Below are 26931 nucleotides of genomic sequence, written 5' to 3'. Positions count from 1 at the left end.
ATGTCGGTAAACGAACAGTACGACGACCCGGTCAATTGGGGATCCCATCAGGTTCGGCGAATCGGAAACGGTGTTCGACGAGAGGCTCTCAACTGATTTCAGGGTGAGCGTCGCTGCCCGGAGTCGTGGCTGTGTGGGGTAAGTCGTCCACCCGGTCGCCAAGTCACTCGTGGCGTGACAGTCGGGCATCGGTCGTCCGGTATCGAGATTAGCCGTGGGTGGTGTGTCTCACAAACCGAGGCAGCATGCCATGTCGTGTCATTAGAAGGGCTCGCGTCGGGACTGTATACAGTATGTGAGTTCGTTCTTCGTCACCCTGCCCCCGTAATCGTTCAGGGTTAGTGTACTGTCGGCCCGGTGTGTTGTGCTCGGCACAAAGATCTGTGTGGTATTGTCTTCTTCTGAACTATAATTGCATGGGCGTTTGATTATGTATATCGTTGTGGCTGTGCTCTATAAGGCTGTCCAATAAACGTAATCTGTGTATGTCGGTTACAGAAAGGAAATGTTTATACGAGATACTGACAATTGGTGAGGTATGCCATTGCAGCGCATGGCGAGTGGTAGACGAACGCAGGGATTGGGGACCAAACTATCCGACCAGCAGTCGACGACGGGGGTGAGAACATGAGCGACTCCGAGATGGGGATGGTCGAGCGCTTTACCGACGAACTCGATCCGGTCGTCTTCATGTTCGGGGCGTTGATCACACTGGGGGTGATCGGGGCCTTCTTCGTCGACCGAGACGCCGTTTCGAGCGGTATCGCGACTGTGCACGCCGAAATGCTCAGCTACCTCAGCTGGGCGTTGCTGGTGATCGTCTTCCTCATCGTCCTGTTCCTGTTGTTTTTGATCGTCGGTCCGTGGGGGAAGGCCACGCTGGGCGATGACGATCCTGAGTACAGCTTCCTGTCGTTTTTCTCGATGCTGTACTCAGCCGGGTTCGCTGCCGGGGTCGTCTTCTGGGGCCCGACCGAGGCGCTATTCTACTACGACAACCCATCGCCGCTGTTCGGCGTCGAGGGTGGCTCGAGTGCGGCGATCTCGGTCGCAGTCCAGCAGACACTGTTCCACTGGGCGCTGCCACAGTTGGCGGTGTTTACGATTATGGGGATCGCGATCGGGTACTTCGCGTACAACTACGAGAACGTGCCACTGCGCGTTTCCTCGGCACTCACACCGGTTATCGGGAAAGAAAACCTCGATGGGCCGGTCGCCAAGGTCGTGGACATTCTGGCCGTCTTCGCGACGATCGGTGGCGTCGCGACCTCGCTTGGATTCATCGGCAGTCAGTTCATCACCGGGCTGGACTACCAGTGGGGAATCAACCTGGGTGACTGGGGTATTCTCCTGATCGTGACGACGATGACGATCCTGTTTACCGTCTCGATGGTGCTCGGGGTCGACAAGGGAATCCGGCGGCTCTCGAACTTCAACATGGGGCTGTTCGTCGTGATCATGCTCGCGACGTTCATCTTGGGGCCGACGATGTTCCTGTTGTTGCTTGGCTCACAGGCCATGGGCGGGATGATCAGCGACTTCGTGTCGATGAGTCTCTACACCGGGACTGGATCCGAGGGCGGAACCGCCTGGGTCGAATCCTGGACCGTCTTCTACTGGGCATGGGCGCTCTCGTGGTCGCCCTTCGCCGGCCTGTTCATCGCGCGGATCGCCAAGGGCCGTACCGTTCGTGAGGTCGCGTTTACGGGAATCGTCGCAACCTCGGCAGCAACCATTCCGTGGTTTACGTTCGTCGGTGGCTCGGCCGTCTGGGCCCAGCACAACGGCGTCACGGATATCCTCGGCCCCGTGAGCGAACACGGCGCGCCAGTCGCTGGCTTCGCGCTGTTCGAGGCGTTCCCGTTCGGTTCCGTGCTCATGATCGCCTTTATGATCATCGTCACCACGTTCTTCATCACGTCGGCGGACTCCTCGACGCTCGCCGTCTCGATGATGACGACCGGCGGCAAGGAACGCCCCTCGACCATCAATCGGGTCTTTTGGGGGATCGTCCTCGGGCTGACGGCAGCGATTCTCATGATCCTCGGCGATGGGGCCGGAGCTGATGCACTCCAGCAGGCGGTCGTCATCACCGGCGCACCATTTGCGTTCGTCTGTTTCCTCGCCATGCTCTCGCTGATCAAGAACTTCAGCGCAACCGAGGGGCGAGTGTTGCTGCAGGATAAGACGGTGCTCGTCGGCTCGACGCCGGACCAGTCCGACGAGGAACCGGCCGCAAGCGCCGAACCGACTGACGACTAACCTCGCTACCGCTCTCCGTTTTCGCCATTCGTCTCGACAGTGGCTCGCCAGTCCGTCCGATTTCTGCGACCATCGTTCCAATCCATAACAAGATTTAATGATGACGTACACATAATCTGTGTATGGACAGGGACACAGCGCAACCGGACGTGGATGCCTTCCCCGGACCCAACGGCCGCGAGTGGGTCGAGTTCCACGGAAAGAACGCGGCACCGAGTGAGTACTCACACGAATTCGTCTGGGACATCACCCGCGAGGCCGACGGTCCCTTCGTCACCGACGTCGACGGGAACGTCCTCCTCGACTTTACCTGCCACATCGGCGCGGCGCCGCTTGGCTACAACAACGAGAAAGTCACCGACAAACTCCGTGAGTTCGACCTCGTCGAACCGATGAAGATCGCCGGCCAAGATATGTACTTCGGCGCCGGCCCGAGCCCCGAGGAGTCTGCCGTGCCGGGCTCGAGTCACCTGATGGAGAAACTGACTGACGTCTCGAGTCAGTACGGGATGGATACCGTCTTCCTCTCGAACTCCGGGGCCGAGGCCATGGAGAACGCGATGAAGATCACCCACGACCATCGCGCACCTTCGAAGTACGGCGTGGCGTTCTCGGGGAGTTTCCACGGCCGGACGTTCGGTACGCTGTCGATCACGAAATCCAAAGACGTCTACACGCGCCACTACCCGGAGATCAGCGGCATCGAAACGGTACCGTTCTGTGCCGACCGTGGCTGTTCGGCCGACACCTGCGACTGTGGCTTTTTCACCGGCGCGGGCTCACAGCTTCGCAACTCGCTTGCGCCCGAAGGCGGGCATATCGATCCCGACGAGATCGCCTTCCTCACCCTCGAGCCGATTCAGGGCGTCGGCGGCTACCGATTTCCGAGCACCGAGTTCATGCAAGAAATCGCGGACGTCACAGACGAGTACGACATTCCTCTCGTGGTCGACGAGATTCAGGCTGGTGTCGGTCGTACCGGCGAGATCTGGGCGTCGGATCACTACCCGATCGAACCCGACGTCATCGCCAGCGCGAAGGCGCTGCGCGTCGGTGCGACGATCTCTCGGTCGGAGATCTTCCCCAGCGAGAAGAACCGACTGGGCTCGACCTTCGGCGGCGGCGACCTGCTCGGCTCGATGATGGGCACGTTCACCCTCGAGGCCATCGAGGAGTACGACCTGCTCGACAATGCCACCGAACGCGGCGAGCAGGCCAAAGAACTCCTGCGCGACGACTCGCCGGAGTACGTCGAGGACGTCCGCGGGAAGGGCCTGATGCTCGCCGTCGAGTTCGACACGCCCGAACGCCGCACCGCTGTCGTGCAGGAATCGCTCGAGCGCGGCCTGCTCACGCTCGGCTGTGGCAAGAAGACGATCCGTCTGCTCCCGCCGCTCGACTCGAGCGAACGCGAGATCGAACTCGGGATCGGCATCTTCCTCGAGGCGATCGAGGCCGTCGGCGCGAGCGCGAAAGCGGCGTAATCGGGCTCTGTATTCTTACTCGACGATCGTTCTGTCGGCTACCCGGCGCGGCGGGATCGATGACAGTGACACCGGTCGTGAGTCGCAGGATTCAGTTCCTGTGGGGAGAATAACACTATCGCTCTCGTGAAGCAGATTGTTGGTGACAACCGCGCGGGTAGCGTCGGATCAAGAGACACACCCATTCAATCGATTTCACGGCCTTTCTGACGAGACAAGTCACCGGCTCTGGTGACAACAAAATCGCCAGACAGCGCCCCACCAACAATGTCCTACACAAGAGCATAACACGATGCGGACGGAAACCGAGAGCCCGTCGTCCTGCAACACTGGCACCGATGAGTTCCTCACTCTCCTCACCCGATTCGCTCGTTCGCGCCGCTCACTCGCTCACCCTCGCGGTGTTCGAATCGTGACGGTGTCGCGATTCAGCGCGCCGACGGTGTCTTCGTGGGCTCACTCGAGCGAGTGCTCGACCACCGCTACGCTCTCGAGGTCATCTAGCGCTTCGAGTACGTCTGTTAGATGCTCTGGGCCGCTCCCCTCGAGGCCGACGGTTACGGGCGTTCGATTCGGGTGATCGTCCGCGCCCCGTCGCGCGCGCTCTAAGACGTCGAGTTCCGCCCCCTGTGACTCCACGGCGTCGACCACGTCGCCGACGGTCGTCGGCCACCCCGAAACGGCCAGTCGGGCGTCGACGTAGCGCTCGAGGTCGTGGAGGCCGGTGCGGGTCAGTTCGGCGTGTTCGGTGAGGTTGACGTTCCCGCCCGAGATGACGACGCCGACGTGGTCGCCCTCGAGATCGAGGTCGTCCGAGAGAGCGGCTGCCAGCGGGGCGGCACCGGCGCTCTCGGCGACAGTTTTTGCGCGCTCTGCGAGCAGCGTCACGCCGGTCGCGATCTCCGTATCGCTGACGCTGACGGCGTCGTCGACGACCTCGCTGGCGACGGTGAACGTCTTGGTGAGCATGCGGGTATCGGCGATCCCCTCCGCGACGGTGTCGACGCCTTCGAGTTCGTGGATTTCGTCGCCCTCGAGCGACGGTTTTGCATGGGCAGCCCCCTCCGGCTGGATCCCAATCACGCGAATGTCCGGATCGTGTGCCTTCAGCACCGTTCCGATACCCGAGATGAGGCCGCCGCCGCCGATGGCGACGAGGACGGTGTCGAGGTCGGGATACTGCTCGAGCAACTCGAGACCGATCGTCCCTTGCCCGGCGATGATGGCCTCGTCGTCGAAGGGGTGGACGAACGTCTCGCCGGTTTCGGCGGCGCGCTCGAGGGCGTACTCGTAGGACCGCTCGTAAATCTCGCCCTCGACGACGACCTCGGCCCCGTAGCCCCGCGTGGCCTCGATCTTCGCTGCGGGCGTGACCTCGGGGACGACGATGGTCGTCTCGATGTCGAGCAACTGGCCGGCCAGCGCAACACCCTGCGCGTGGTTGCCCGCGCTCGAGGCGATGACGCCTGCCTCGCGTTCCTCGGCGGAGAGCTGGGCCATCCGATTGTACGCGCCGCGGATCTTGAACGAGCCCGTCCGCTGGACGTTCTCGAGTTTAAGACCGACGGAGGCGGCCCCGCTCATGTTGGCGAACGTCCGCGAGGTGTCAAGCGGCGTGCGGTGGACGACGTCGGCGATACGCTCGTGAGCGGCCTCGACGTCGTCGACGGTGACGAGCGAGTCGTTCATCCCGTCGACCTCGTTCATGTCTCACCCTCGTTCCGTGCCACCGGGTGCTGGTGCTCGAGTGCTCGAATCGTCTCAACCAAGACGTCGACGCCGTGCTCGAGGCTGTCTTCGTCGACGTCGAACGTCGGCGTGTGGTGGCTCGTCGGGTGGTCGGTGCCGACGATCATGTACGTCGCGAGGCCGCCGTCGCGCTGGACGCGATCCATGAGGAAGGTCGCGTCCTCGCTCGCGCCAAAGTCGGCGGCGGGCAGCACGCGGTCGATGCCGTCGACGCCGTTTGCGACGGTGCTGACGAGCGACTGCAGTTCGGGATCGCTGTCGGCGCGCGGCGACTCGCTGACGACGTCGACGTCGGCCCGACAGCCGTGCATTCTGGCCGCGGATTTGATCGTGCGCTCGAGGCGATCCTTCATGTACTCCATCAGCTCGGTCGTCTCGCCGCGGGCTTCGGCCTCCATGTGGGCGCGTTCGGCGATGACGTTACTCGCCGAGCCCGCTTCCGCGTAGCCGATGTTGACGCGGGTCATCCCGTCGGCGTGGCGGGGGATGCCGTAGGCGTTCTCGATCGCCGTCCCCATCGCGTGCATGGCGTTGTCACCCTCGTTGGGTGCCTTGCCCGCGTGGGCAGAGGTCCCCTCGATCGTCGCGTCAACGTGACACATCGCCAGCGGCTTCTCGATTCCGGCGACCACCTCGCCCGTCGGATGATCGAGGCCGACGTGGATCGCGAGCAGGTAATCCAGCCCCTCGGCGAACTCGCTTTTGGCCATCGGACAGCCGCCGCCGCCGGTCTCTTCTGCGGGCTGGAAGAAGACGACCAGTCGCCCCGAAAAGTCGCTCCGTTTGATCGCCTCGAGGACGGCCAGCCCCCACGTCATGTGGGCGTCGTGGCCGCAGGCGTGCATCGTGCTGTCGATCTCCGAGCGAAACCCTTCGGCTGTGGGATCGTGGTCGTCGTCGGTCGACTCCTCGATGAACAGCCCGTCGATGTCGACGCGCAGCCCAATCGCCGGCCCTTCACCGCGCTCGAGGACGGCGACCGCGCCGGTGTTGCCGCCGGTCATTCGCTCGAGCAGGGCGTCGTCGACGCCGCGCTCGCGGGCGCGTTCGACCCACGGCTCGAGGTCTGCGTCGGGGACGGCCATCCGATCGGCAGGGTCGTAGGCGTCCGGGCCGACGGCGAGTTCGTCGACACCGATGGCACGGATCTCTTCGACGAGTCGGGCTGTCGTGGCGAACTCGCGCCACGCCGGCTCGGGGTGGCGGTGCAGGCTCCGTCGCAGCGTCACGAGGCGGTCCCGTATCGGCTCGTTCATGCGAGTCACTGACGCGCCCCACCGACTTAATTATACACAATCAGTGTTTACGATGGATACACAAAAAGGATAAGAGAGACGATGACAATCGTAGGGTAGAGTTGCGTTTCGGTGGGATCAAACCGCCGTTGCGCCCACAGACACCACTATGAGCACGAATCCAGATATCGTCGTTCTGAGAGAGGGGACCGAAGGACTGTCGATGGAGTCGTACGCTGACACGCTGCGCGAACGGCTGCCCGACCACACCGTCGCGCTCGCGCGGACGCCGAAAGAAGAGCGCGAACTCGTCCCGAAAGCACGGATCGTGACCGGCATCACCATCGAGGAAGACCTCCTCGAGTCCGCCGACCGACTCGAGCTGTTCGCCTGTACCTTCGCCGGCACCGACCACGTCCCGATGGACGCGCTGGCCGACCACGGCGTCGCCGTGACGAACGCGGGCGGCATCCACGCGCCCGGCATCGCCGAGCAGTCCATCGCCAACATGCTCGTCTTCGCGCGAAACCTCCACGAGGGGTGGCGACGCAAGCAAAACGGCGAGTGGCGTCACTTCCAGTCCCACGAGTTCACCGACAGCACCGTCACGGTCGTCGGCCTCGGCTCGATCGGTCAGGAGGTCGTCAAGCGACTCGAGGGGTTCGACGTCGAGACGATCGGGATTCGATACACGCCCTCGAAGGGCGGCCCGACCGACGAAGTGCTCGGGTTCGAGGACGAAGACATCCACGAGGCCTTCTCCCGCAGCGAGTACGTCGTCCTCGCCTGTCCGCTCAACGACCTGACCCGAAACCTCGTCGACGAGGACGCGCTGGCGACGCTTCCGCCGAACGCCGTGATCGTCAACGCGGCCCGCGGCGGCATCATCGACACCGACGCGCTCGTCTCGGCGCTGCAGTTCAACGGCATTCGCGGGGCTGCCCTCGACGTCACCGACCCCGAGCCGCTGCCGAACGACCACGAGCTCTGGGACCTCGAGAACTGCCTCATCACGCCCCACACGGGCGGTCACACGCCGAAACACTGGGACCGACTCGCCGACATCGTCGCGAACAACGTGAGCGCGCTCGAGGGCGACGGTGACCTCGAGAACGTCGTCTATCAGCCGGGCTCGAGCTGAGTTCGATGGCAACCGATAACTCGCGTTCGACGACTGACCACAGCGACCAGACGTCGACGCCGGACGAGACCGACCTCGGACCGCCGTCGGACCCGCGGGCGGGCGATCCTGCAGCGGACCCGCGAGCCGACTACGACTACGTCGGTGGCGACGTCGACCGTCCTGACCTCGTCTCGGCACTGCGCGAGCGAATCGACGGCGAGGTTCGATTCGACGAGTACAGCCGCCGGCTGTACGCCACCGACGCGAGCGCCTACGAGATGACGCCCGTCGGCGTCGTTCTGCCGGAGTCGACGGCGGATATCGCCAGCGTCGTCACCTACTGCGCCGACAACGGGATTCCGGTGCTCCCGCGAGGTGGCGGGACCAGTCTCGCCGGACAGGCGGTCAACGAAGCCGTCGTCCTCGACCTCTCGGCACACATGGGCGAGGTATGCGAGGTCAATCCCGACGAGCGTCGGGCGACGGTGCAGGCCGGGGTGGTGCTCGCCGATCTCAACGACGAACTCGAACCCTACGGCCTAAAGTTCGCCCCGGACCCTGCCGCCGGGAATCGAAGCACGATCGGCGGCGCGATCGGGAACAACTCGACGGGGGCCCACTCGCTGCAGTACGGCAAGACCGACGCCTACGTCGAGGCCTGCGAGGTCGTCCTTGCCGACGGCACCGTCGAGCGCTTCGGCGAGGTAACCGTCGCCGAATTGCGCGAGCGGGCCGATCCCGATGGGAATCTGCTCGAGCGAATCCACGAGGCCCTCCGTCGCGTTATCGACGAGGAAGCCGACGCGATTCGGGAGGTCTTCCCACAACTGAAACGCAACGTCTCGGGGTACAACCTCGATCGGCTGGTCGCGGAAGCCTACGGCGAGCCGGCGGCGTTCGACGAGAACACCGAGGAGTCGGTCGTCATCGACGGCGAGCCCGACCCCGATGCGACGGTCAACCTCGCCCGCGTCTTCGCCGGCAGCGAGGGCACGCTCGGTGTCGTGACGGCTGCCACAGTCTCGCTCGAGCCCGTTCCCGAGACGACGTCCGTGGCGCTGTTGACCTACCGCGAGCAGCTCCCCGCGATGGCCGACGTCGACACCATCGTCCGAAACCACGATCCGGCGGCGATCGAGGCGATCGACGACGTCTTACTCGACCTCGCTCGCGACACCGAAGAGTTCGCCGACCTGGTCGACCGACTCCCAGATGGAACCGAAACCGCGCTGCTCGTCGAGTTCTACGCCGACAGCGACGACGACGGCCGCGAACAGGTCGCCGACCTGCTGGCCGATCGACTGTCCGGCACGGACGTTCCTGACCCGACGGCTGACGGCGGTGTGAACGCAACGACAGACGTCGAAGGAGGGTCCGACACCGACCCCGTCCGCGCGTTTGACGCCCTCGAGGCCCACGAGCCGGAGGGAATCGCCGAACTCTGGAAGCTCCGCAAGAGCGCCGCGCCGATTTTGCTCTCGCGGACCTCCGACGCGAAACACATCTCCTTCATCGAGGACACGGCCGTCCCGACGGAGAACCTCGCAGAGTACGTGGCGGACTTTCAACAGGTGCTCGAGGACAACGACACCTTTGCGAGCTTCTACGCGCACGCGGGACCGGGTTGTATGCACATGCGGCCACTGGTCGACACCAAGAGCCCGGCCGGCCTGAATCAGTTCGAGGCGATTTCGGACGCCGTCACCGACCTCGTCGTCGAGTACGGCGGCAGCGTCTCGGGCGAACACGGCGACGGCCGCGCTCGCACTCAGTGGAACCGCAAACTGTACGGCGAGGACGTCTGGTCGCTGTTTCGCGACCTGAAGACCGCGTTCGACCCCGACTGGCTGCTCAACCCGGGCAACGTCTGTGGCGACCACGACATGACCGAGCACTTGCGGTTCTCCCCCGACTACGAGTTCGACGCCGGCTTCGAGCCCGCCCTCGAGTGGGACGTCGACAACGGGATGCAGGGCATGGTCGAACTCTGTCACGGCTGTGCCGGCTGTCGCGGCGACCAGGAGACCACCGGCGGCGTGATGTGTCCGACCTACCGGGCCGCCGAAGAGGAGAGTCTTAGCACCCGCGGCCGGGCGAACATGCTCCGGAGTGCGATGAACGGCGAGCTGGACGCCGATGCGACCGACGAGGAGTTCTTGGCGGAGGTGATGGATCTCTGTATCGGCTGTAAGGGCTGTGCGCGGGACTGTCCGAGTGAGGTCGATATGGCCAAACTCAAAGCCGAAGTTGAACACGCGAATCACCAGCAAAACGGCTCGAGCCTCCGTGCGAAGCTGTTCGCGAACATCGACCGACTGAACGCCGTCGGCTCCGCGCTCGCCCCGGTGTCGAACTGGGCGACGTCGCTGCCCGGTGCCGGAACCATCGCGGAGCAGACCGTCGGCATTGCCCGCGAGCGCGACCTGCCGACGTTCGCGAGCCAGAGCTTCGAGGACTGGTTCGACGCGCGTGGGCCGCGGATCTCACTCGAGGAGGCCGACCGAAAGGTCATGCTCGTCCCCGATACGTACACGAACTACAACCACCCACGGGCGGGGAAGGCAGCCGTACAGGTCCTCGAGACGGCGGGCGTCCACGTCCGGATTCCAGAGAACGTCGGACCGACTGGCCGGCCGGCTCACTCGAAGGGCTTTCTCGACGTCTCGCGCGAGCGAGCGCGGACGAACGTCGACGCGCTGGCCCCTGCCGTCGAGGACGGCTGGGAGATCGTCCTCGTCGAGCCCTCCGACGCGGTGATGGTCCAGTCTGACTACCTTGACTTACTCTCCGGCCGTGACGCCGAACGCGTCGCGGCGAACACCTACGGCGTCATGGAGTTTCTCGAGCGGTTCGATCTCGCAACGGAACTGCCGACCGCAGCACCCGGCGAGCGGCTGACCTACCACGGCCACTGCCACCAGAAGGCGACGAAGAAGGACGGGTACGCAGCGACGGTGCTCGAGACGGTCGGCTACGAGGTCGACGCGCTGGATTCTGGCTGTTGTGGGATGGCAGGTTCGTTCGGCTACGAGGCCGAACACTACTCACTGAGCCGGAAGATCGGTGAGGTCCTGTTCGACCAGGTCGACGCAAGCGACGGCGAAACCGTCGTCGCGCCGGGGGCCTCCTGTCGCACTCAGCTCTCGGAGTACGACGGCTGTGGCGATCCACCGCATCCGATCGAGAAGGTCTCCGAAGCGCTGTCGACGACGTAACGACCCGATTTTTCGATCTCGTTGCGACTCGAGTTGATAGAATGGTATAGGCCATAAGCGATTTATCCATCAAAAAGAGAAAGGTAATATGGTTGACCGGAATCCGCGAGACGAGATGGGACTACTCCGGTACCTTAAATTCAAACTGGGATCGTGGGTGCAGGTATCGACTCTGCCAGAATGGGTCCATAAGGCGAATGCTGGCTATTATGAGGGTTACATAGAAAAATACGGTCAACGACCATATAATGTTGAGAAAATTTACACAGGTAACAGTCTAAAATACAAAATCTTTTACAAGACAGTTGGTGCACCTGGGAGAATCGAAGAAGAATACTACACCAAAATCAAGTGATAGCGACTGTCTATCAAGTTATTTTGACTTTGTATTTTGAAATGCGAGGGAACGTCGTTCAACGGATAGACACTGCCCTGAACTGACACACGAACTGGACGTTGGAAGACGGGCTACGGCCAGAGCCCGCGCGTCGCCTTCGCCTCGGCGATCCGGGAGAGCGCCACGACGTAGGCGGCGTCACGCCACGTCAGGTCCTTCGCTTCGACCTCCGCACGGACGTCGTTCCAGGCCTCGAGCATGTGTTCCTCGAGTTCCGCGTTGACGCGCTCGAGGCTCCACTGGCGGCGGTTGATATCTTGGAGCCACTCGAAGTAGCTCACCGTCACCCCGCCGGCGTTGGCGAGGATATCCGGGATCACCTGCACGTCGCGCTCGGCCAGGATCGAGTCGGCCGCGAACGTTGTCGGCCCGTTTGCCCCCTCGACGACGATGTCGGCCGCGATGGCGTCCGCGTTGTCCGCGGTGATGACGTTGCCGACGGCGGCTGGGATCAACACGTCGGCGTCGAGTTCGAGGAGCGCCTCGTTCGTGAGCGTCTCGGGGGCGTCCTGCTCGAGGACGGCTTCGGGTTCTTCCTCGTGGGTCGGGACGTCGTGCGTCGAGAGGCCGTCGGGGTCGTAGATCGCGCCGTTGACGTCGCTGACGGCGACGATCGTCGCGCCCCAGTCCTCAAGCAGGCGGGCGGCGTTGGCACCGACGCTGCCGAAGCCCTGGACGGCGACGGTCGTCTCCAAGAGGTCGCGGCCGTCGTAGTCGACCGCCTCTCGTGTGACGATCGCGGTCGATCGACCGGGTGCCTCCTCGCGGCCGTAGGAGCCACCGATGACGGGTGGTTTGCCGGTGACGACGCCGGGGACGGTCTCACCCTGTTGCATCGAGTAGGCGTCCATGAACCACGCCATCGTCTGCGCGTCGGTGCCCATGTCGGGTGCGGGAACGTCTTTCGTCGGGCCGACGACGTCGCGCAGTTCTTCGGCGAATCGGCGGGTGAGCCGTTCGGTCTCGTCGCTGCTCAGCGACTTGGGATCGACGGCGACACCGCCTTTTCCGCCGCCGAAGGGGAGATCCATCACGGCGCACTTCCAGGTCATCCACATCGACAGCCCGGTACACTCCTCGGCGGTTACCTCGGGGTGGTACCGAAGCCCACCCTTGTACGGTCCGCGGACGTCGTCGTGCTGGGCGCGGTAGCCAGTGAAGACTTCGACGTTCCCGTCGTCGCGCTCGAGGGGGACCGAGACCTGCTGGACCTTTGTCGGGTGTTTTAGCCGCTCGATCACGCCCGGGTCGACGTCGATATGGGCCGCGGCTCGCTCGAGTTGGCGGCGGGCGGTGACGAGCGCCGAGTCAAGGTCGTCGTCCGTCTCGTGAGTGGGTGGTGTCGTTGTCATTGTATTTCTCAGGTTGTAAACAGCTGTCGCGGGAAGTCAGCCAGCGTTTCGGCTCCGTTGTTGGTGACGCGGAACGTCTCGCTGATCTCCATGCCGACTTCCTCCGTCCAGATGCCGGGGATCATGTGGAAGGTCATGTTCTCCTCGAGGACCGTCTCGTCGCCCGGCCGAATGCTCGCGGTGTGTTCGCCCCAGTCCGGCGGGTAGCCCAGTCCCATCGAGTAGCCGATCCGATCCTCCTTCTCGAGGCCATACTGGGCGATCGTCTCGCGCCAGGCCTTCTCGACGGCTTCGCAGGTCACGCCCGGTTCGACGACATCGAGGGCCGCCTCGATCCCTTCGACGACGATCTCGGCGGTTTCCTCGAGTTCCTCGGGCGGATCGCCGACGAACGTCGTGCGGGCCAGCGGCGAGTGATACCGGTGGCGACAGCCCGAGAGTTCGATGATGACCGGGTCGCCGTCCTCGAACGGGCGGTCGGTCCACGTGAGGTGGGGCGTGTCGGTGTGGTCGCCCGAGGGCATCAGCGGGACGATCGAGGGATAGTCGCCGCCGTACTCCTCGGTGCCGGTGATCAGCGCCTCGTAAATCGCTGCCGCGGCCTCGTACTCCGGCACGCCTGCTTCGATCGCGTCGAGGCCCGCCTGCATGGCGTTTTCGGAGATTCGGGCGGCCTCGCGCATGTACTCGAGTTCCTGCTCGGACTTTTTGATCCGTACCCAGCCGACCAGCAGCGTCGCATCTTCGAACTCGGCGTCGGGTAGGTTCTGTTGCAGACGCGTGTAGGACTTCGCGGTGAAGTAAGCCGCGTCCATCTCGAGGCCGATCCGGCCGTCCGCGACCTCGAGGTCCTCGAGCACGCCCGCGATGTAGTCCATCGGATGGAGGTCGTGTGGCGAGTGGACGTGGTCGTCGCTGTAAGAGAGGATATTCGGCTCGGACAGATACGTCGTCGCTCGCGCGCCGCCCCCGTCCATCTCGCGGCCAACCCAGACTGGTTCCTCGTGGTCCACCGTGACAACGACGGCCTGGTGGACGTAAAACGACCAACCGTCATAGCCGGTGAGATAGTTCATGTTGGCCGGGTCGGCGACGACGATCGCGTCGAGATCCTCCTCGCGCAACCGTTCTTTCGTCCGCTCGACCCGCCGTTCGTACTCGGCTTCGTCGAAAATATTTCGTGACACGGTAACAGGGCCTCTACGAGGCAGATCGACTAGCAGCGCTAAAAGTTTTTCGTGTACGTCTATTACAGATACTGTTTACATTTGGGAAGTGAGTCGACGAGACATCGGCACCGTGGGTCGTTCGTGGGTCGTTCTCGCGGTCGCCTGCGAACCACCGCCGATTAAGACACGGCGGTTCGTTCGGCCGGATATGGCAATCTTCGAGACGATCGTGATCGCGTTCTGGGCGATGTTGCCCGCCTACGTGCCGAACAACGCCGCAGTGTTGGCCGGCGGCGGTCGACCGATCGACGGCGGCCGGACGTGGGGTGACAAGCGGGTACTGGGCGACGGCAAAACGTGGCGCGGCACCGCAGCGGGGACCACTGCCGGGCTCGCGCTTGCGGGTCTCCTGACTCTCGCTGCGAACTCCGTCGGCTCCGCGATTGGCGTCGATGTCCCCGAATTCACGTTCCCCGCGGCGCTCGGACTCGCCGCCGGAGCGATGCTCGGCGACATCCTTGCGTCGTTTCTCAAACGCCGGTCCGGCCGCCAGCGCGGCGCGATGTTCCCCGGACTCGACCAGCTCGACTTCGTCGTCGTCTCGCTGCCACTGACCGCGCTACTGGCGACCGATTGGTTCGTCGACGTGTTTACTTGGGACGTCATCGCCGTCGTCGTGATCCTCACGCCGGTTCTCCACGTCACGACGAACGTCATCGCCTACAAACTCGGCCTGAAAAACGAGCCCTGGTAGCTCCATCACGCGACTCTTCGTTCGGTCGCTACGTATCACACCACGCGGCGACCACACTCGAGTCCGTTCGTGTTACTGCTCGAAGACCGGTTCGTCATCGTCGGACTGAATTCGTTCTTCTGCGGTCTCTCGATCCTCGGGATAGCCGACGTCGATCCGCCAGCCGTCCATCCGGATCGCGTCGATCGTACGCCCGGACTGGATCAGCAGATCGATCGCGTCGGGGAGTTCGTACTCGCCCCGGTCGCTCGGCTGAACGAGATGACAGGCGTGGAAGATCGCCGGTGTAAACGTATAGAAGCCAGTCATGACGAGGTTCGACGGCGGCTCGTCCGGTTTCTCGACCACTTCGACGATCTCGCCGTACTCGTTCGTGTCGAGCACGCCATAGCGGGAGGCCTCCTCGTACGGCACTTCCTCGACGAGGAAGGCCGCGTCGGCGCGGTCTTCCTGCTGGCGGTTGATCACGTCGCCGAGGTTCCCCCGGAAAATGTTGTCCCCGAGCATCAACACGAACTCGTCGTCGATGTGCGGCTCGGCCTGTAAGATCGCATGGGCAAGTCCCAACTGCTCGCGCTGGTGCGCGTAGGTGATCGGGACGCCCTCGTACTCGTCGCCGTAGCGCTCGATGATCTTTTCTTTCATGTAGCCGACGACCACGACGAGCTCGGTGACGCCGATCTCGAGGAGGTTGTCGAAGACGTCCTCGATGAGCGGTGTGTCGTCGACTTCGACGAGGACCTTCGGCTTATCGTCGGTGAGCGGCCGGAGGCGAGTTCCCTTGCCCGCGGCCAAGACGACTGCTTGCATGTACCGAATGTTCTGACGGGATAGTATATACTTTGTGAGCGATACACGATTGCGTCTATCTACTGACGGCGTTATTTCACGAATACCGAACACAAAATGGTTGCCTCCCATCGCGAAGAAACACAGTATTAACACGTCGGCGCCAGCAACTCCGCTTGTATCCGCTAATCCCGTGACCGTCTATGAAATATGGCCGCACATCCATAGTGAATTTCCTGTCCCAGCTTGCGATGTCGGTCTCGGGATTTGTCGCAACCATTGTCCTCACGCGTACACTTGGACAAGACCAATACGGGACGTACATCGTTGTGTTGTCTGTACTCTCCTGGGTGGCAATTGCTGGAGAGTTCGGCTTGCCACAGGCGATTCGAAAACGCGTCAGCGAGGGTAACAACGGCAACTACGTTGTCGCCGGCGCGGTCACGCAGTTCGCGCTGTACGGCATCGTCGCTATTTCTCTTTGGATTGCCCGCCCCTATTTGAACGACTTCATGAATATTGACGCGACGTGGATTCTCGTCGTAATGTTGGCTGTGCGGCTTGCACTCGTCTTTGTTCAAACGGTTCTTGACGGCCAGCACCTTGTGCACGTGTCGAGTCTTCTTTCCCCAGTCGAATGGACGAGCCGAAGTATCGTCCAGATTGTATTAGTGCTCACTGGATTCGGCATCGCCGGTGCGTTTACCGGGTACGTCGTCGGTGCCGTTGTCGCGGTCGCTATCGGTGCGTACTTCGTTACGATACCCAATAAACCGCCGTCTCGGCAGGAATTCTACCGGTTGAAATCGTATGCACAGTTCTCGTGGCTCAGTTCGATTAAGGGTCGAACGTTCTTGTCGATGGACACAATTATCCTCGCGATCTTTGTCTCCCACAGCCTCATCGCCGTCTACGAAATTGCGTGGAACCTCGCATCTCTATTTGCCATCTTCGGTGCGTCTATCTCCCGAACGTTGTTCCCGGAGATGAGCAAGTTATCGTCAGAAAAAGAATCCGACCAAGTCGCTGGGTTGTTGCGTGTCAGTCTCGCGTACGCTGGACTGTTCATCATACCGGGGCTGGTCGGCGCCGCGCTCGTCGGTGACGTCGTTCTGACTGTCTACGGATCTGGGTTCGAAACTGGATACTACGTTCTCCTCGTGCTCACGTTCGCGCGGCTCCTATACGGCTATATGGACCAGTTCCTGTCGACGATCAACGCGCTTGACCACCCGGAGCTCACGTTCCATATCAATGCTGTTTTCGTCGCAGTGAACCTCACACTGAACCTCGTTCTCACGTGGCAGTTCGGCTGGTACGGTGCGGCAGCAGCGACAACTCTCTCTGCCGGTATCGGCCTCTTGCTCGGCTACCACTACGCCAACCGGGTTGTCAACGTCGACCTACCGGCCGGTGAAATAGCTAAACAGTGCTTATCCGCCGGTACAATGGCTGTGGTCGTTTTCGTCGCTCGTGTCACTGTCGGTGATTCGTTGCCCATCGTTATCGTGTTGATCGGCATTGGCGCCGCCGTCTACTTCTCTGTCCTCCTTGCGCTCTCTCGAGAGTTCCGGACGACTGTCGAGAACAACCTCCCGTTCCGGTTGCCAGTGTTCTCCTCGGAGTGAATCGGTCGTTTCATCACTGTTGTCCTGCGACCGAGAACACATGCAGACGAACGTCCGGGAATGGCTCGCAGAGATGCGCGAGCGATTCCGTCAACATCCCACTCGAGCACCACTATACATCGTATATACGTGGTATCTTGTGTTCTGGTATGCGATAACGTCACGAGCTCCGTTGGGTACGAACATCTACGAACGTGAGTGGGACGTCCTCGTGGTTCTGGACGCCTGTCGGGTCGACACGCTTCGCGAAGTCGCAGACGAGTACGACTTCATTGCGGACGTCGACACGATGTGGTCGGTCGGAAGTCAGTCGGACGAGTGGATGGCGAACACGTTCACTGAGACATATCGAGACGAGATTGAACGAACGCACTACGTAACCGGGAACGGTCATGCAGGACAGTTGTTCGAACGCGGCACCTTACCGCCGAAGAACAACACGACGCCACTGGATTTTTCTCGGTGGAATCTCGTCGACCTGTCGACGTTCGATGCGGTCGATATGGTGTGGCGTGACTACCACGACGACACGTATCAAGTGGCGCTTCCGCGAGTAATGACCGATCACGCGATCAAAGCGGGGAGGGAAAACGACCCTGATCGACTGATAGTTCACTACATGCAGCCACACCTGCCATACCTCGGCCGTGCACTAGATGAAGGTCGGCCGCTGACTGACCTCGAGCAAGAAGGGTATCAGCAACTCGAGACGGGAGATGCTGACCGCGAGGATGTCTACGAACTATACATGCACACACTCCGCCTCGTTCTCGATGACCTCGAGGTTCTACTGGAGAACATCGATGCTGAAACCGTCGCGATTACTGCTGACCACGGCGAAGCGTTCGGAGAGTTTCACGCATACGGTCATCCGGAGGGATTTCCACATCCGGTCGTAAAGCAGGTCCCGTGGGTAGAAGCGTCAGCGACCGATCAGAGAACGCGAGAACCGGATTTGGATGCCGGTCGAAGTGAAGCGATAGACGTGGAAGAGCACCTCCGCGATCTTGGGTATCGGTGAATCTCGTTTCCGAATCGGTTGCCTCCATTACATACGAATGCATATTAACCACTCATCATTGATTTAAACCATGCAAACAGTCGTCAATCAGGGCGACAAAATGACCGAAGAACCAACAGAAGTGTCTGTTGTAATACCGGTCTACAACGACCCTAGCGGAATTACTACCACTCTCGAGTCCCTCCTTGCCCAATCAACCACTCACGACTACCGAATCGCCGTCGTCGACAACAACTCCACCGACCGAACCTCTGATGTCGTCCGATCCTACGACGACGACAGACTCTCACTCTGTCACGAAACCGAGATTCAGTCCTCCTACGCCGCTCGCAACACTGGCATCCGCAACACCGACAGCGAACTTCTGGCCTTCGTCGACGCCGATATGACGGTTCCCGAGGGCTGGCTCGAGTCCGCCCTCCAGACGTTCCACTCAACGGATGCCGACTACATGGGTTGCAACGTCGAACTCGCCCTGCCCGAGAACCCGTCACTGGCAGCCCGCTACGACCATCACACTGGCTTTCCCATTCAGCAGTACCTCGAGCGCCAGCAGTTCGCGCCGACTTGCTGTCTGTTCGTCCGCCGCGAGGTCTTTGCGGACGTGGGGCTGTTCGACCACCGCCTGATTTCGGGCGGCGACAAGGAGTTCGGTAACCGGGTTCACGAAGCGGGCTACGACATGCACTTCGCCGATGACGTCACGATGTCCCACCCGACCAGAAACACCCTCTCCGAGCTCGTGAAAAAAGACCGCCGCGTCGGTCGCGGGCTCTGCCAACTACAGCGCTATCATCCCGAGCGCTACGGCACTCCCGGCGTTCCGCCACGACCGAGCGGGATTAAACGTCCCAACCGCGACCTGCCGCGGCGAGACCGACTCGCGTTCGGCGCACTCTCGAGATTTCTCACTGGTGTCCGTGGCCTCGGCTACTATCAGGAGTATCTCACCGGCGACCGCGACACGACACGCGAGTGCGGTATCCCGACACTCGAGGAGTAACCAAACCGACCCAGCGTCGTCAACTCACAGGCTCAGCGTCCCGTTACAGTGTCATGATCCGCAGCAAGTTCCGAACGATCGACGTCGATGAGACCGTACAGATAGCCGAATCCGACCGCGGCGGTAAAGATGAAGATCGTCACGAGCTGTTTCGCCTTCGCCGTCGACGGCTCGCGGACGAGATCGAACAGCCGGTCGGGGACGAACTCGAGCATGAGCTGCTTCAAATACTCGTTCTTGTCTCCCGACGCCTCGGGCAGCAGAATATCCATGATCCGTTTGGAGTAGCCCTGCCAGAACGAGCGAAACACGAGCCAGCGGAAATCGCCGCGGTAGTCGAACAGTTTGTGATGGACCACGGCGTCGGTGTTGTAGATCACACCCTTGCCGTACTTGTTGGCCATTCGAATGCAGACCGGCGCCTCGTGGGCCTGGATGTGGCGATCGCCTTTCCGGCCGGTATTCTCGTCGTAGCCGCCGACGTTGAGGAACACGTCACGGCGAAACGAGATGTTCGAGCCGTACGTGTTCCGCAGTTCCTCCATGTGCTCGCCCATCCCGCGCTCGTCACAGCCGACCAGCCAGTAGAACTCTTCGGGGAAGAACTCCGGCTTCTCAGTCACCCAGTCGGGTTTCGCGTGGCCACCGACAGCGATTGCGTCGGTCTCGTCGTAGACGCGAGCCAACTCCTCGATCCAGTCGGGTTCGGCAACGGCGTCGTCGTCGATAAACGCCACGACGTTGCCGGTTGCGAGTTCGGCACCTCGAGTTCGGCTGTACGAAATGCCCTGATTCTCGTCGTTGCAGTGGAGGATGACGTCCTCGAGGTCGCCGTAGTCATCCTGGACGCGATCGAAGACGGCATCGTTCCCGTCGACGACGATGACGACCTCGAGTGGCTCGTACGTCTGGGCGAGTACGCTGTCAACACACTCGGAGAACACGTCGTAGCGTTCCATCGCGTAGGTACAGATGACGACAGAGACCTTCATCGGGAATCGGTTGCTGTGAACGGCGAATAAGTGTTTTCCTTCAGGAGGGTTCCAGTCGTAGGGGCGGTACGAACCCGTACCGGGTTACGTGCCATCGTAACTTTCGTTTCCGAAGAGCGACAGATAGATGACAAGGCTTATTCTTGGGTTGTGTCTGTTGCAACCTAATGAGTACGGACACTGAACACGTCGACGACGGGGCTGAAACGTCGCCGTCGTTCCTCCAGACGTGGGCCGACTGGTATCACATCCCCATCATCGGGGTGGTGATGCTGTTTATGTTCTGGGTACGGACCCAGGCGTACGGGCGATTCGTCACCGAGGACGGCACGCCCGCGCTGGGTGGCATCGACTCCTGGTATCACTGGCGGACGATCGAGTGGACGGCAGAGAACTACCCGAACACGATGCCCTACGAGATATGGACCGGGTTTCCGACGGGGAATTACGTCGGTCAGTTCGGGACGCTGTTCGACCAGCTCATCGTCACCGTCGCGATGATCGTCGGTCTCGGTGATCCGTCGACGAGCACGCTTTACTCCGTTGCGTTGCTCACTGTCCCCGCGATGGCGGCGCTCGTCGCGATCCCAGTCTTCTACATGGGGCGACGGCTCGGCGGTACCGTCGGCGGGCTCGTCTCGGTCGTCGTGCTCGCGCTCGCGCCGGGGTCGTTCCTCTATCGGACGACTGTCGGCCAACTCCAACATCACGTCGCCGAAGTGCTGTTCATGGCGATCGCCGTCCTCTCGATGATGGTCGCGTTGCGCGTCGCCGAACGCGAACAGCCGATCTACGAACTCGTCGTCGACAAGGACTGGGAAACGCTTCGACAACCGGCCATCTACAGCGTACTTGCCGGGCTCGCCCTGACGCTCTACATCTGGGTCTGGCCGTCCGGCGTCGTGCTGATCGGTATCTTCGGCGTGTTCTTCGCCGTTCAACTCTGTCTCGACTACGTTCGCGGCGTCTCTCCCGACCACGTCGCGTTCGTCGGTGCGACTAGCCTCGGTGTGACGACACTGACGACGCTGCTCTTGCTCGAGGAGCCGGGAACGAGCGTCACGAGTTTCGGCTATCTCCAACCGGGGACGGCGCTGCTCGTCGCGGTCGGCAGCCTCTTTATGGCTTGGCTCGCACGCGAGTGGAACGACCGTGGCATCGACCGGCGCTACTATCCAGCCGCGATCGCTGGGCTCATCGTCGCAGCCCTCGGGCTCATGTGGCTGGTGCTTCCGGAGTTCTACAACACGCTCGTGGGCAACCTCACGGGTCGGCTGTTGCCACTCAATCCGGATGCTGGGACGCTCACAATCTCGGAAGCCCAGCCGCCAGAGGACTTCGCCAGCCACGTGTTCGACGAGTTCGGTGCGGCCTTTTACACGATGCTCGCGGGGATTGCGCTGCTCGTCGCGCGGCCGTTGTTTGGCCGTGAGTACCGTGCCGAGTACACGCTAATCCTCGTCTGGTCTGCGTTCTTGATCAGTATGGCTGCGACGCAGCTTCGCTTCGCGTACTACCTCGTGCTGGCGGTTGCAGTCGTCAACGCCGTCTTCGTCGCGGACGTCGTCCGGATCTTCGACCTCGATATTCGGGGCGGCATCGATTCGCTTCGCCAGATCGAGACCTATCAGATCATCGTGTTGGTGCTGGTCGTCTTGCTGCTGTTCGCCCCGCTGTTGCCACCGATCGCGGCCGACACCGACACAGCGTGGAATCGCAGCGAAAACGTCGGTCCGCACAACGAAGCCATGGTCTGGGAGGAATCGAACCACTGGCTCGCAGAGAACACGCCCGAACCGGGAGACTGGGGCGGTGCGGACAACGCCTCCGAACTCGAGTACTACGGCACCTACGAATACCCCGAGGGCGCTGACTACGACTACCCCGAGGGTGCCTACGGCGTGATGTCGTGGTGGGACTACGGCCACCTGATAACGACACAGGGCGAACGGATTCCCCACTCGAATCCGTTCCAGCAGAACGCTCGCTCTTCGTCGGCGTTCCTGACCGCCGAATCAGAACAGCGCGGCGAACTGGTCCTCGATGCCATCGCTGCGGGCGAGTCGCCGCGTGGGACCGACGTTCACACGAACGAGGACCTCAAGGCGATGGCCGAAGGCGCGAGCCACGAGGAGATGCGGTACGTGATGATCGACCACGCGATGGCCGGTGGGAAGTTCCCCGCGATCACCCAGTGGACGGGGCCGGACTACACCCACTACATGACGCCGGATGACTATCAGCCGGGACAGCCGATCGCAGCGGACGAACTCGCCGAAACGTTCGGCGAGGTGCCATATTACGATACGATGCTGTCGCAGCTGTACTTCGACGACGCGGCGGGCATGGAACACTACCGTGTCGTCCACGAGAACGAGGAAGCTGGACCGGCGATCTTCGCCAGTTACGCGCAGGTGTACACTGCCGACGCGTTCCCACAGCAGACCGCCCAACAGTTAGAATCGTGGGGGTACGAGGACGGTGACGTGCTCTACGTGAACGAGGGCGAGCCCGCTCCACCGGGCGAAGGCCAGCTTGCCGTCCAGATAAACCAGCGAGTGAACCAGCAACAGCTGTTCCAACTCGAGCAGGGCCCGACCACAGAACTGTTCGATGCGCGAAGCGCTGCCACGGTGAAGACGTTCGAACGTGTCGAGGGGGCGACGCTCACGGGGACCGTCGCGGACGAGGGCGACCTTCTCGAGTCGAACGATACGGTGACCGCCACCGTCGAACTCGAGACCAACGCCGACCGGACGTTCAACTACACGCAGGAAGCCGACCTCGCCGAAGACGGCTCGTTCGAACTGACCGTCCCGTACGCGACGAATGACGAACTCGGCGTCGAGGACGGCTACACGAACAGTAGCGTCGAGGCGGTCGGCGACTACACGCTGACCGTCGGCGAGCCGGGCGAGCAGGGATACGAAGCGCAGACGGCCGTGCCGGAGTCCGACGTGATCGAGGGCGAAGCGATCGACGACATCGAGTTCGAACGGGTCGAACTCGAGGAGACGGACGAGCAAACGGACGACACTACAGCCGACGACGGCACGGCTGCCGAGAACATGGACGACCAAGACGCCGCGACCGACGACGGAACGGCAGCTAACGACACGGCCGAAAACTAACTCGTCGCGGATTCGTGCTGTGAGAGCGTCTCACAGCCCGGTTCGAGAGTGAGAAGCCTTTTGTCGTCGTCCGGAATACCCCCGGGCAATGCGGGAGTTTCTCGCCGTATACCTGAAAGGGATCTCGATGGGGTCGGCAGACGTCGTCCCCGGTGTATCGGGCGCGACGATCGCGTTGATCGTCGGGATCTACGATCGGCTGATCCGAGCGATCACGTCGATCGATCCGCGAGCGTTTCGACCCGCACTTCGACCCCACGACCCCGAAGCACGGGCGACCCTCCGGACGGAACTCGAGCGGATCGAACTCCCGTTTTTGCTCACGCTCGGATTAGGGATCGGGACGGCGGTCGTAATCCTCTCGCGGGTGATGCACGGGGCGGCGACGACGTACCCGGTGCCGACGTACGGCTTTTTCTTCGGGTTGATCGCGGCGTCGGCGATCGTCCTCTACGGAGCGATCGGGACGTGGACCGGCGGCCGGCTGTTGGTCTCGGCAGTCGCGATCGTGCTCGCGTTCGTCGTGACGGGCGTGACGGCGGACGGCGTCCCGCATAGCCCGCTGGTGGTCTTCGTCGCCGGTGCGATCGCCATCTGTGCGATGGTCCTGCCGGGCGTCTCCGGGGCCTTTTTCCTCCTGATTCTGGGCCAGTACGAGTACATGACTGGCACGCTGAGTACGTTCGTCGACGGACTGATCGGGCTGCTCGAGGGTGACGCGATCGCGCCCGTGATCGAATCCGGCACGGTCGTCGCCGTCTTCGGTGTCGGCGCGGTGCTCGGTCTGTTCACGATGGCCCACGTGGTGGGATACGCGCTCGAGCGCTATCGGGCAGCGACGCTCGCGTTTTTAGTGAGTCTGATGGTCGGATCGTTGCGACTGCCGGTCACGGAAGTCTGGACCAATCTCGGAGAGTCGTCCACCGGAACGCCCGTCGCGGCCGTCGTCGCGGGTATCGTCGGTGCGGGCGCGGTCTTGCTCGTCGACCGCTACACTGACGACCTCGAGTACTGATCGCAGTTCGATTTCGATCCTGCATCAATTGTTCGTGGCTGGTCCCAGCGCCCGAAACACGATCGTTGGAAACCGCGGGACGACGGCGCTGGGTCGACGGCCGCTCCCGTTTGCGGGCAGCGGGACGCGTTCGATGATGCCGCGATCGGCCAGTTCGTAGAGAAAGCGTTTGACCGTCCCCGCAGTCAGCGACGACCGGCTGGCGATCTCTGCGGCGACCTCGCGGATGGGTCTGTCGGCCGAGTCGACGGCGACGAGGTCGGAGAGTACCTGCTGACGCGTCTTCGAGAGCGACAGCACGCGGTCCAGGTGAACGCCGTTTTCTGGGACGTGCTCCTGTGCCATCTCGAGGTGGTGCGGTTCGATCCGGTCGCTGCCATCATCGGTCGCGAGCACGCCAGCACCGAACAGGGCGGCGAGCGCATCGTGTGCATTGCCGTCTGCCCACGTTGCGACGTCACGGATCGACTCGTGATCCAGCACGCCCGCGGCGAGGCCGGTCGAAGCGCGGTCGGTCACAACATCGACGAGTTCGTGGTTTCGATAGGCGGGAACCGGTACGCTCGGTCGTTCGTCGTTCCAGTCGTCGGGTTCGCGCTGTCCAACAGCGACGGTCGAAACGCTGTCGGCGACCGGCTCGAGCAGGTCGTCGATCCGGTCGTAGGCGAGGGATTCGGGCTCGTCGTGGTGGTCGAGCGCGATCACTGCACGGTGGTTCGGCTGGGCCAGTCGGGTCTGGAGCCGGTCGCGGAGTTCGCCGGTGCCGACGCCGCTTTTGGGAACGGGATCGCTCGAAAGGACGGACAACACGGCCCGGTAGAAGGCGAAGGCGCTCTCGACGCGTCGCCCGTCGACGTAAACGAACCACGTCACCGGCCCGGTACTGCCGGCACGCGTCGTCGTGCCGATCGTCCGGGTCGACTCGCTCAGTCGGTCGTTCAACGCGTCGAACAGCGCCGTGATGATCGCCGACGTGCCCGATCCCGTGGGACCGATCACAGCTACCGGCGGCGGCAACTCGCCGTCGAACACCGGCTCGAGGGCATCGAGCAACTGCTCTAAGACGGGTCCCCGTCCCACCGGCTCCGAGCGGTGCACGACCGGACTGAGGTCGTCACGGTCGACGATAATCTCCCGGTCCTTTCGTGCTGACCGTCGCCGGGCGATGCGCTCTTCTAAATTCATTACCTCGCCTGCTGGCCGTCGCGGTCGGTTCCGAGATCGGTTCCCACGAGCGCCGCTGCGAGGATCTCGAGGGTGTGTTTGATCTCGTAGCCGGTGCCGTGTTCCATCTGCATCGAGCAGGTCGGACACTCCGTCAGGCCGGTCTCTGCGGGCGCGTCGTCCATGTGCTCGAACATCTCCTCGCCGATTTTCATCGACGTCTCGTAGTTCTCTTCCTTCCAGCCGTACGTCCCGGAGATTCCAGAACAGGAGTCGCCGACGTCGTGTGCGTCGATCCCATCGATTGCCCCTAGCACTTCGATCGTTTGTCCATCGAGGCCCTGGTTACGTGAATGACACGGTGCGTGATAGGCGAAGGACTCGTCCTCGAGGGAAGTCCCCTCGAGTTCGCCCTCGAGGTCCTCGTGGACGCGGAGGTATTCGACGGCGTCCCAGGTGTTCGCGGCGACGTCGTCGGTCCCCTCGAAGTCGAACAGTTCGGGGTACTCCTGGCGAATCGACATCGAACAGGAGCTACAGGAGGCGATGATGTCGGCCCCCGCTTCGAGTGCATCGGCGAGTTCACTGACGTTCGTCTCGGCGGCCCGGCGAGCGTCCTCGAGCATGCCGTTGGCGAACATCGGCGTGCCCGAACAGGCCTGATCGGGGACCATGACCTCGTAGCCGAAGTGTTCGTAGACGCGGACGAGCGCCTTCGCGACCTCGGGGGTGTTGTAGTTCGAGTAACAGCCGTGGAAGTACGCGATGCGCTTGTCGGAGTTTTCGACCTTTGCGCCGCGCTCTGCTCGCGCTTCCTGCGCTCGCTGTTTCGAGGTGGCGTTGCCACCTCGCACCGTCCACCACTCCCGGAACGTCTCGGTCGCGAACTCGGGGAACTCCCGCTCGCTCGTGATGCCCAGCGTCTTCTCGCCGAGCCACTGGGTGACCGACAGCCCCATCACGAAGTTCGCCGTGCGGGGGAAGGTCGCGGCCAGTGGCGCGAGTCGCCGGTAGTTCGCGAGGAGTCGGTTACGGATGTACTCTCGAGAGAGTTTGTTCATGTGCTCGTCGACGTACTCGCCTCGAGCCGTGTTGTGCATCTGCGAGAGCGGCACCTCGGAGGGGCAGGCGCTATCACAGCGCATACAGTTCGAACACTTCATCACGGAGTCGTCGATGTCGTGGTCGTCCTGTCGTTTGAGTCGCCACTGCTCCGGGCCTTGGAACTTCGGCCCGGGGAACTCGTCGTCGACCTCGGCGACGGGACAGTTCGTGTCGCAGGTCGAACACTTATAACAGTTGTCGGCCCCTGGCCGGAGATCCATCTCCTCGGCCTCGGGAAAGACCTGAATCGGTTCGAACTCGTCGTCGCTCGATACGCCGTCGTCGGTAGGGTGTTCTGCGTCGCTCATGAACTCACCTGCATCGGCTGCTGGCTTCCGGATCGA

At 62.4% G+C, this 26931-nt stretch carries 19 protein-coding genes; 11 read left to right on the top strand and 8 right to left on the bottom strand.

Going from position 1 to position 26931, the window contains the following annotated elements; all coding sequences use genetic code 11:
- Positions 1–627: 627 nt before the first annotated feature.
- Positions 628–2262 carry a BCCT family transporter gene (locus GCU68_RS01370; RefSeq protein ID WP_152938685.1) on the top strand — a complete coding sequence of 545 codons (1635 nt, stop codon included), beginning with the start codon at positions 628–630 and terminating at the stop codon, positions 2260–2262.
- 122 nt (positions 2263–2384) lie between these two features.
- The gene (locus tag GCU68_RS01365; RefSeq protein WP_152938684.1) at positions 2385–3746 is read left to right on the top strand and encodes an aminotransferase class III-fold pyridoxal phosphate-dependent enzyme; all 1362 of its coding nucleotides are present in this window, start codon (positions 2385–2387) and stop codon (positions 3744–3746) included.
- Between the two features lie 456 nt (positions 3747–4202).
- Here GCU68_RS01365 and ilvA read toward each other — a convergent pair whose 3' ends face one another.
- On the bottom strand, positions 4203–5453 hold the full coding sequence (gene ilvA, locus GCU68_RS01360) for a threonine ammonia-lyase (RefSeq protein WP_152938683.1): 1251 nt from the start codon (positions 5451–5453) through the stop codon (positions 4203–4205).
- Positions 5450–6751, bottom strand: a complete 1302-nt coding sequence (locus GCU68_RS01355) for an amidohydrolase (RefSeq protein WP_152938682.1) — start codon at positions 6749–6751, stop codon at positions 5450–5452. Before GCU68_RS01355 ends, ilvA begins: the two co-directional genes overlap by 4 nt.
- Positions 6752–6899: 148 nt before the next feature.
- Between GCU68_RS01355 and GCU68_RS01350 the strand changes: the two genes are divergently transcribed.
- The 3 genes from GCU68_RS01350 to GCU68_RS01340 all read left to right on the top strand — a co-directional run bounded on the left by GCU68_RS01350 (position 6900) and on the right by GCU68_RS01340 (position 11423).
- Positions 6900–7871: an NAD(P)-dependent oxidoreductase gene (locus GCU68_RS01350; protein WP_152938681.1), complete on the top strand. Its 972-nt coding sequence runs from the start codon at positions 6900–6902 to the stop codon at positions 7869–7871.
- A 5-nt stretch (positions 7872–7876) separates the two neighbouring features.
- Positions 7877–11068 carry an FAD-binding and (Fe-S)-binding domain-containing protein gene (locus GCU68_RS01345; RefSeq protein ID WP_152938680.1) on the top strand — a complete coding sequence of 1064 codons (3192 nt, stop codon included), beginning with the start codon at positions 7877–7879 and terminating at the stop codon, positions 11066–11068.
- Between the two features lie 88 nt (positions 11069–11156).
- Positions 11157–11423: a hypothetical protein gene (locus GCU68_RS01340; protein ID WP_152938679.1), complete on the top strand. Its 267-nt coding sequence runs from the start codon at positions 11157–11159 to the stop codon at positions 11421–11423.
- 113 nt (positions 11424–11536) lie between these two features.
- On the opposite strand, the gene gdhB is transcribed toward GCU68_RS01340, so the two are convergent.
- Both gdhB and GCU68_RS01330 read right to left on the bottom strand, forming a co-directional pair.
- Positions 11537–12817: a glutamate dehydrogenase GdhB gene (gdhB, locus tag GCU68_RS01335; RefSeq protein ID WP_152938678.1), complete on the bottom strand. Its 1281-nt coding sequence runs from the start codon at positions 12815–12817 to the stop codon at positions 11537–11539.
- Positions 12818–12825: 8 nt separating this feature from the next.
- A complete protein-coding gene (locus tag GCU68_RS01330; protein WP_152938677.1) occupies positions 12826–14004 on the bottom strand; it encodes a M24 family metallopeptidase in 1179 nt (392 codons plus the stop codon).
- Positions 14005–14194: 190 nt separating this feature from the next.
- On the opposite strand from GCU68_RS01330, the gene GCU68_RS01325 reads away from it, so the two are divergent.
- Positions 14195–14740 (top strand): CDP-2,3-bis-(O-geranylgeranyl)-sn-glycerol synthase, encoded by a 546-nt coding sequence (locus GCU68_RS01325; RefSeq protein ID WP_152943527.1) that lies wholly within the window; start codon positions 14195–14197, stop codon positions 14738–14740.
- A 72-nt stretch (positions 14741–14812) separates the two neighbouring features.
- On the opposite strand, the gene aglF is transcribed toward GCU68_RS01325, so the two are convergent.
- The gene (aglF, locus tag GCU68_RS01320; RefSeq protein WP_152938676.1) at positions 14813–15550 is read right to left on the bottom strand and encodes a UTP--glucose-1-phosphate uridylyltransferase AglF; all 738 of its coding nucleotides are present in this window, start codon (positions 15548–15550) and stop codon (positions 14813–14815) included.
- A 182-nt stretch (positions 15551–15732) separates the two neighbouring features.
- On the opposite strand from aglF, the gene GCU68_RS01315 reads away from it, so the two are divergent.
- From GCU68_RS01315 to GCU68_RS01305, 3 genes are all read left to right on the top strand, one after another.
- Positions 15733–17157, top strand: coding sequence for a lipopolysaccharide biosynthesis protein (locus GCU68_RS01315; RefSeq protein WP_152938675.1), 1425 nt, complete (start codon positions 15733–15735; stop codon positions 17155–17157).
- 172 nt (positions 17158–17329) lie between these two features.
- On the top strand, positions 17330–18178 hold the full coding sequence (locus tag GCU68_RS01310; RefSeq protein ID WP_227014898.1) for an alkaline phosphatase family protein: 849 nt from the start codon (positions 17330–17332) through the stop codon (positions 18176–18178).
- 70 nt (positions 18179–18248) lie between these two features.
- Positions 18249–19181, top strand: a complete 933-nt coding sequence (locus GCU68_RS01305) for a glycosyltransferase (protein WP_319633692.1) — start codon at positions 18249–18251, stop codon at positions 19179–19181.
- Positions 19182–19213: 32 nt separating this feature from the next.
- Here the strand turns inward: GCU68_RS01305 and aglG are convergent, their stop codons facing one another.
- Positions 19214–20173 (bottom strand): glucosyl-dolichyl phosphate glucuronosyltransferase, encoded by a 960-nt coding sequence (gene aglG / locus GCU68_RS01300; protein WP_152938673.1) that lies wholly within the window; start codon positions 20171–20173, stop codon positions 19214–19216.
- A 167-nt stretch (positions 20174–20340) separates the two neighbouring features.
- Between aglG and GCU68_RS01295 the strand changes: the two genes are divergently transcribed.
- Together GCU68_RS01295 and GCU68_RS01290 are read left to right on the top strand one after the other, a co-directional pair.
- The gene (locus GCU68_RS01295) at positions 20341–23304 is read left to right on the top strand and encodes an oligosaccharyl transferase, archaeosortase A system-associated (RefSeq protein ID WP_152938672.1); all 2964 of its coding nucleotides are present in this window, start codon (positions 20341–20343) and stop codon (positions 23302–23304) included.
- A gap of 88 nt (positions 23305–23392) precedes the next feature.
- A complete protein-coding gene (locus tag GCU68_RS01290; RefSeq protein ID WP_152938671.1) occupies positions 23393–24319 on the top strand; it encodes a DUF368 domain-containing protein in 927 nt (308 codons plus the stop codon).
- Positions 24320–24343: 24 nt separating this feature from the next.
- On the opposite strand, the gene GCU68_RS01285 is transcribed toward GCU68_RS01290, so the two are convergent.
- Together GCU68_RS01285 and GCU68_RS01280 are read right to left on the bottom strand one after the other, a co-directional pair.
- Positions 24344–25504 carry a Cdc6/Cdc18 family protein gene (locus tag GCU68_RS01285; protein ID WP_152938670.1) on the bottom strand — a complete coding sequence of 387 codons (1161 nt, stop codon included), beginning with the start codon at positions 25502–25504 and terminating at the stop codon, positions 24344–24346.
- A complete protein-coding gene (locus GCU68_RS01280) occupies positions 25504–26895 on the bottom strand; it encodes an anaerobic glycerol-3-phosphate dehydrogenase subunit C (RefSeq protein ID WP_152938669.1) in 1392 nt (463 codons plus the stop codon). Before GCU68_RS01280 ends, GCU68_RS01285 begins: the two co-directional genes overlap by 1 nt.
- Between the last annotated feature and the right edge of the window lie 36 nt (positions 26896–26931).

It is taken from the genome of Natronorubrum aibiense (genome assembly GCF_009392895.1).
Classification (GTDB): domain Archaea; phylum Halobacteriota; class Halobacteria; order Halobacteriales; family Natrialbaceae; genus Natronorubrum; species Natronorubrum aibiense.
The sequence above is the reverse complement of the archived record's forward strand: the minus strand, read 5'-3'. Positions and strand labels throughout refer to the sequence as shown.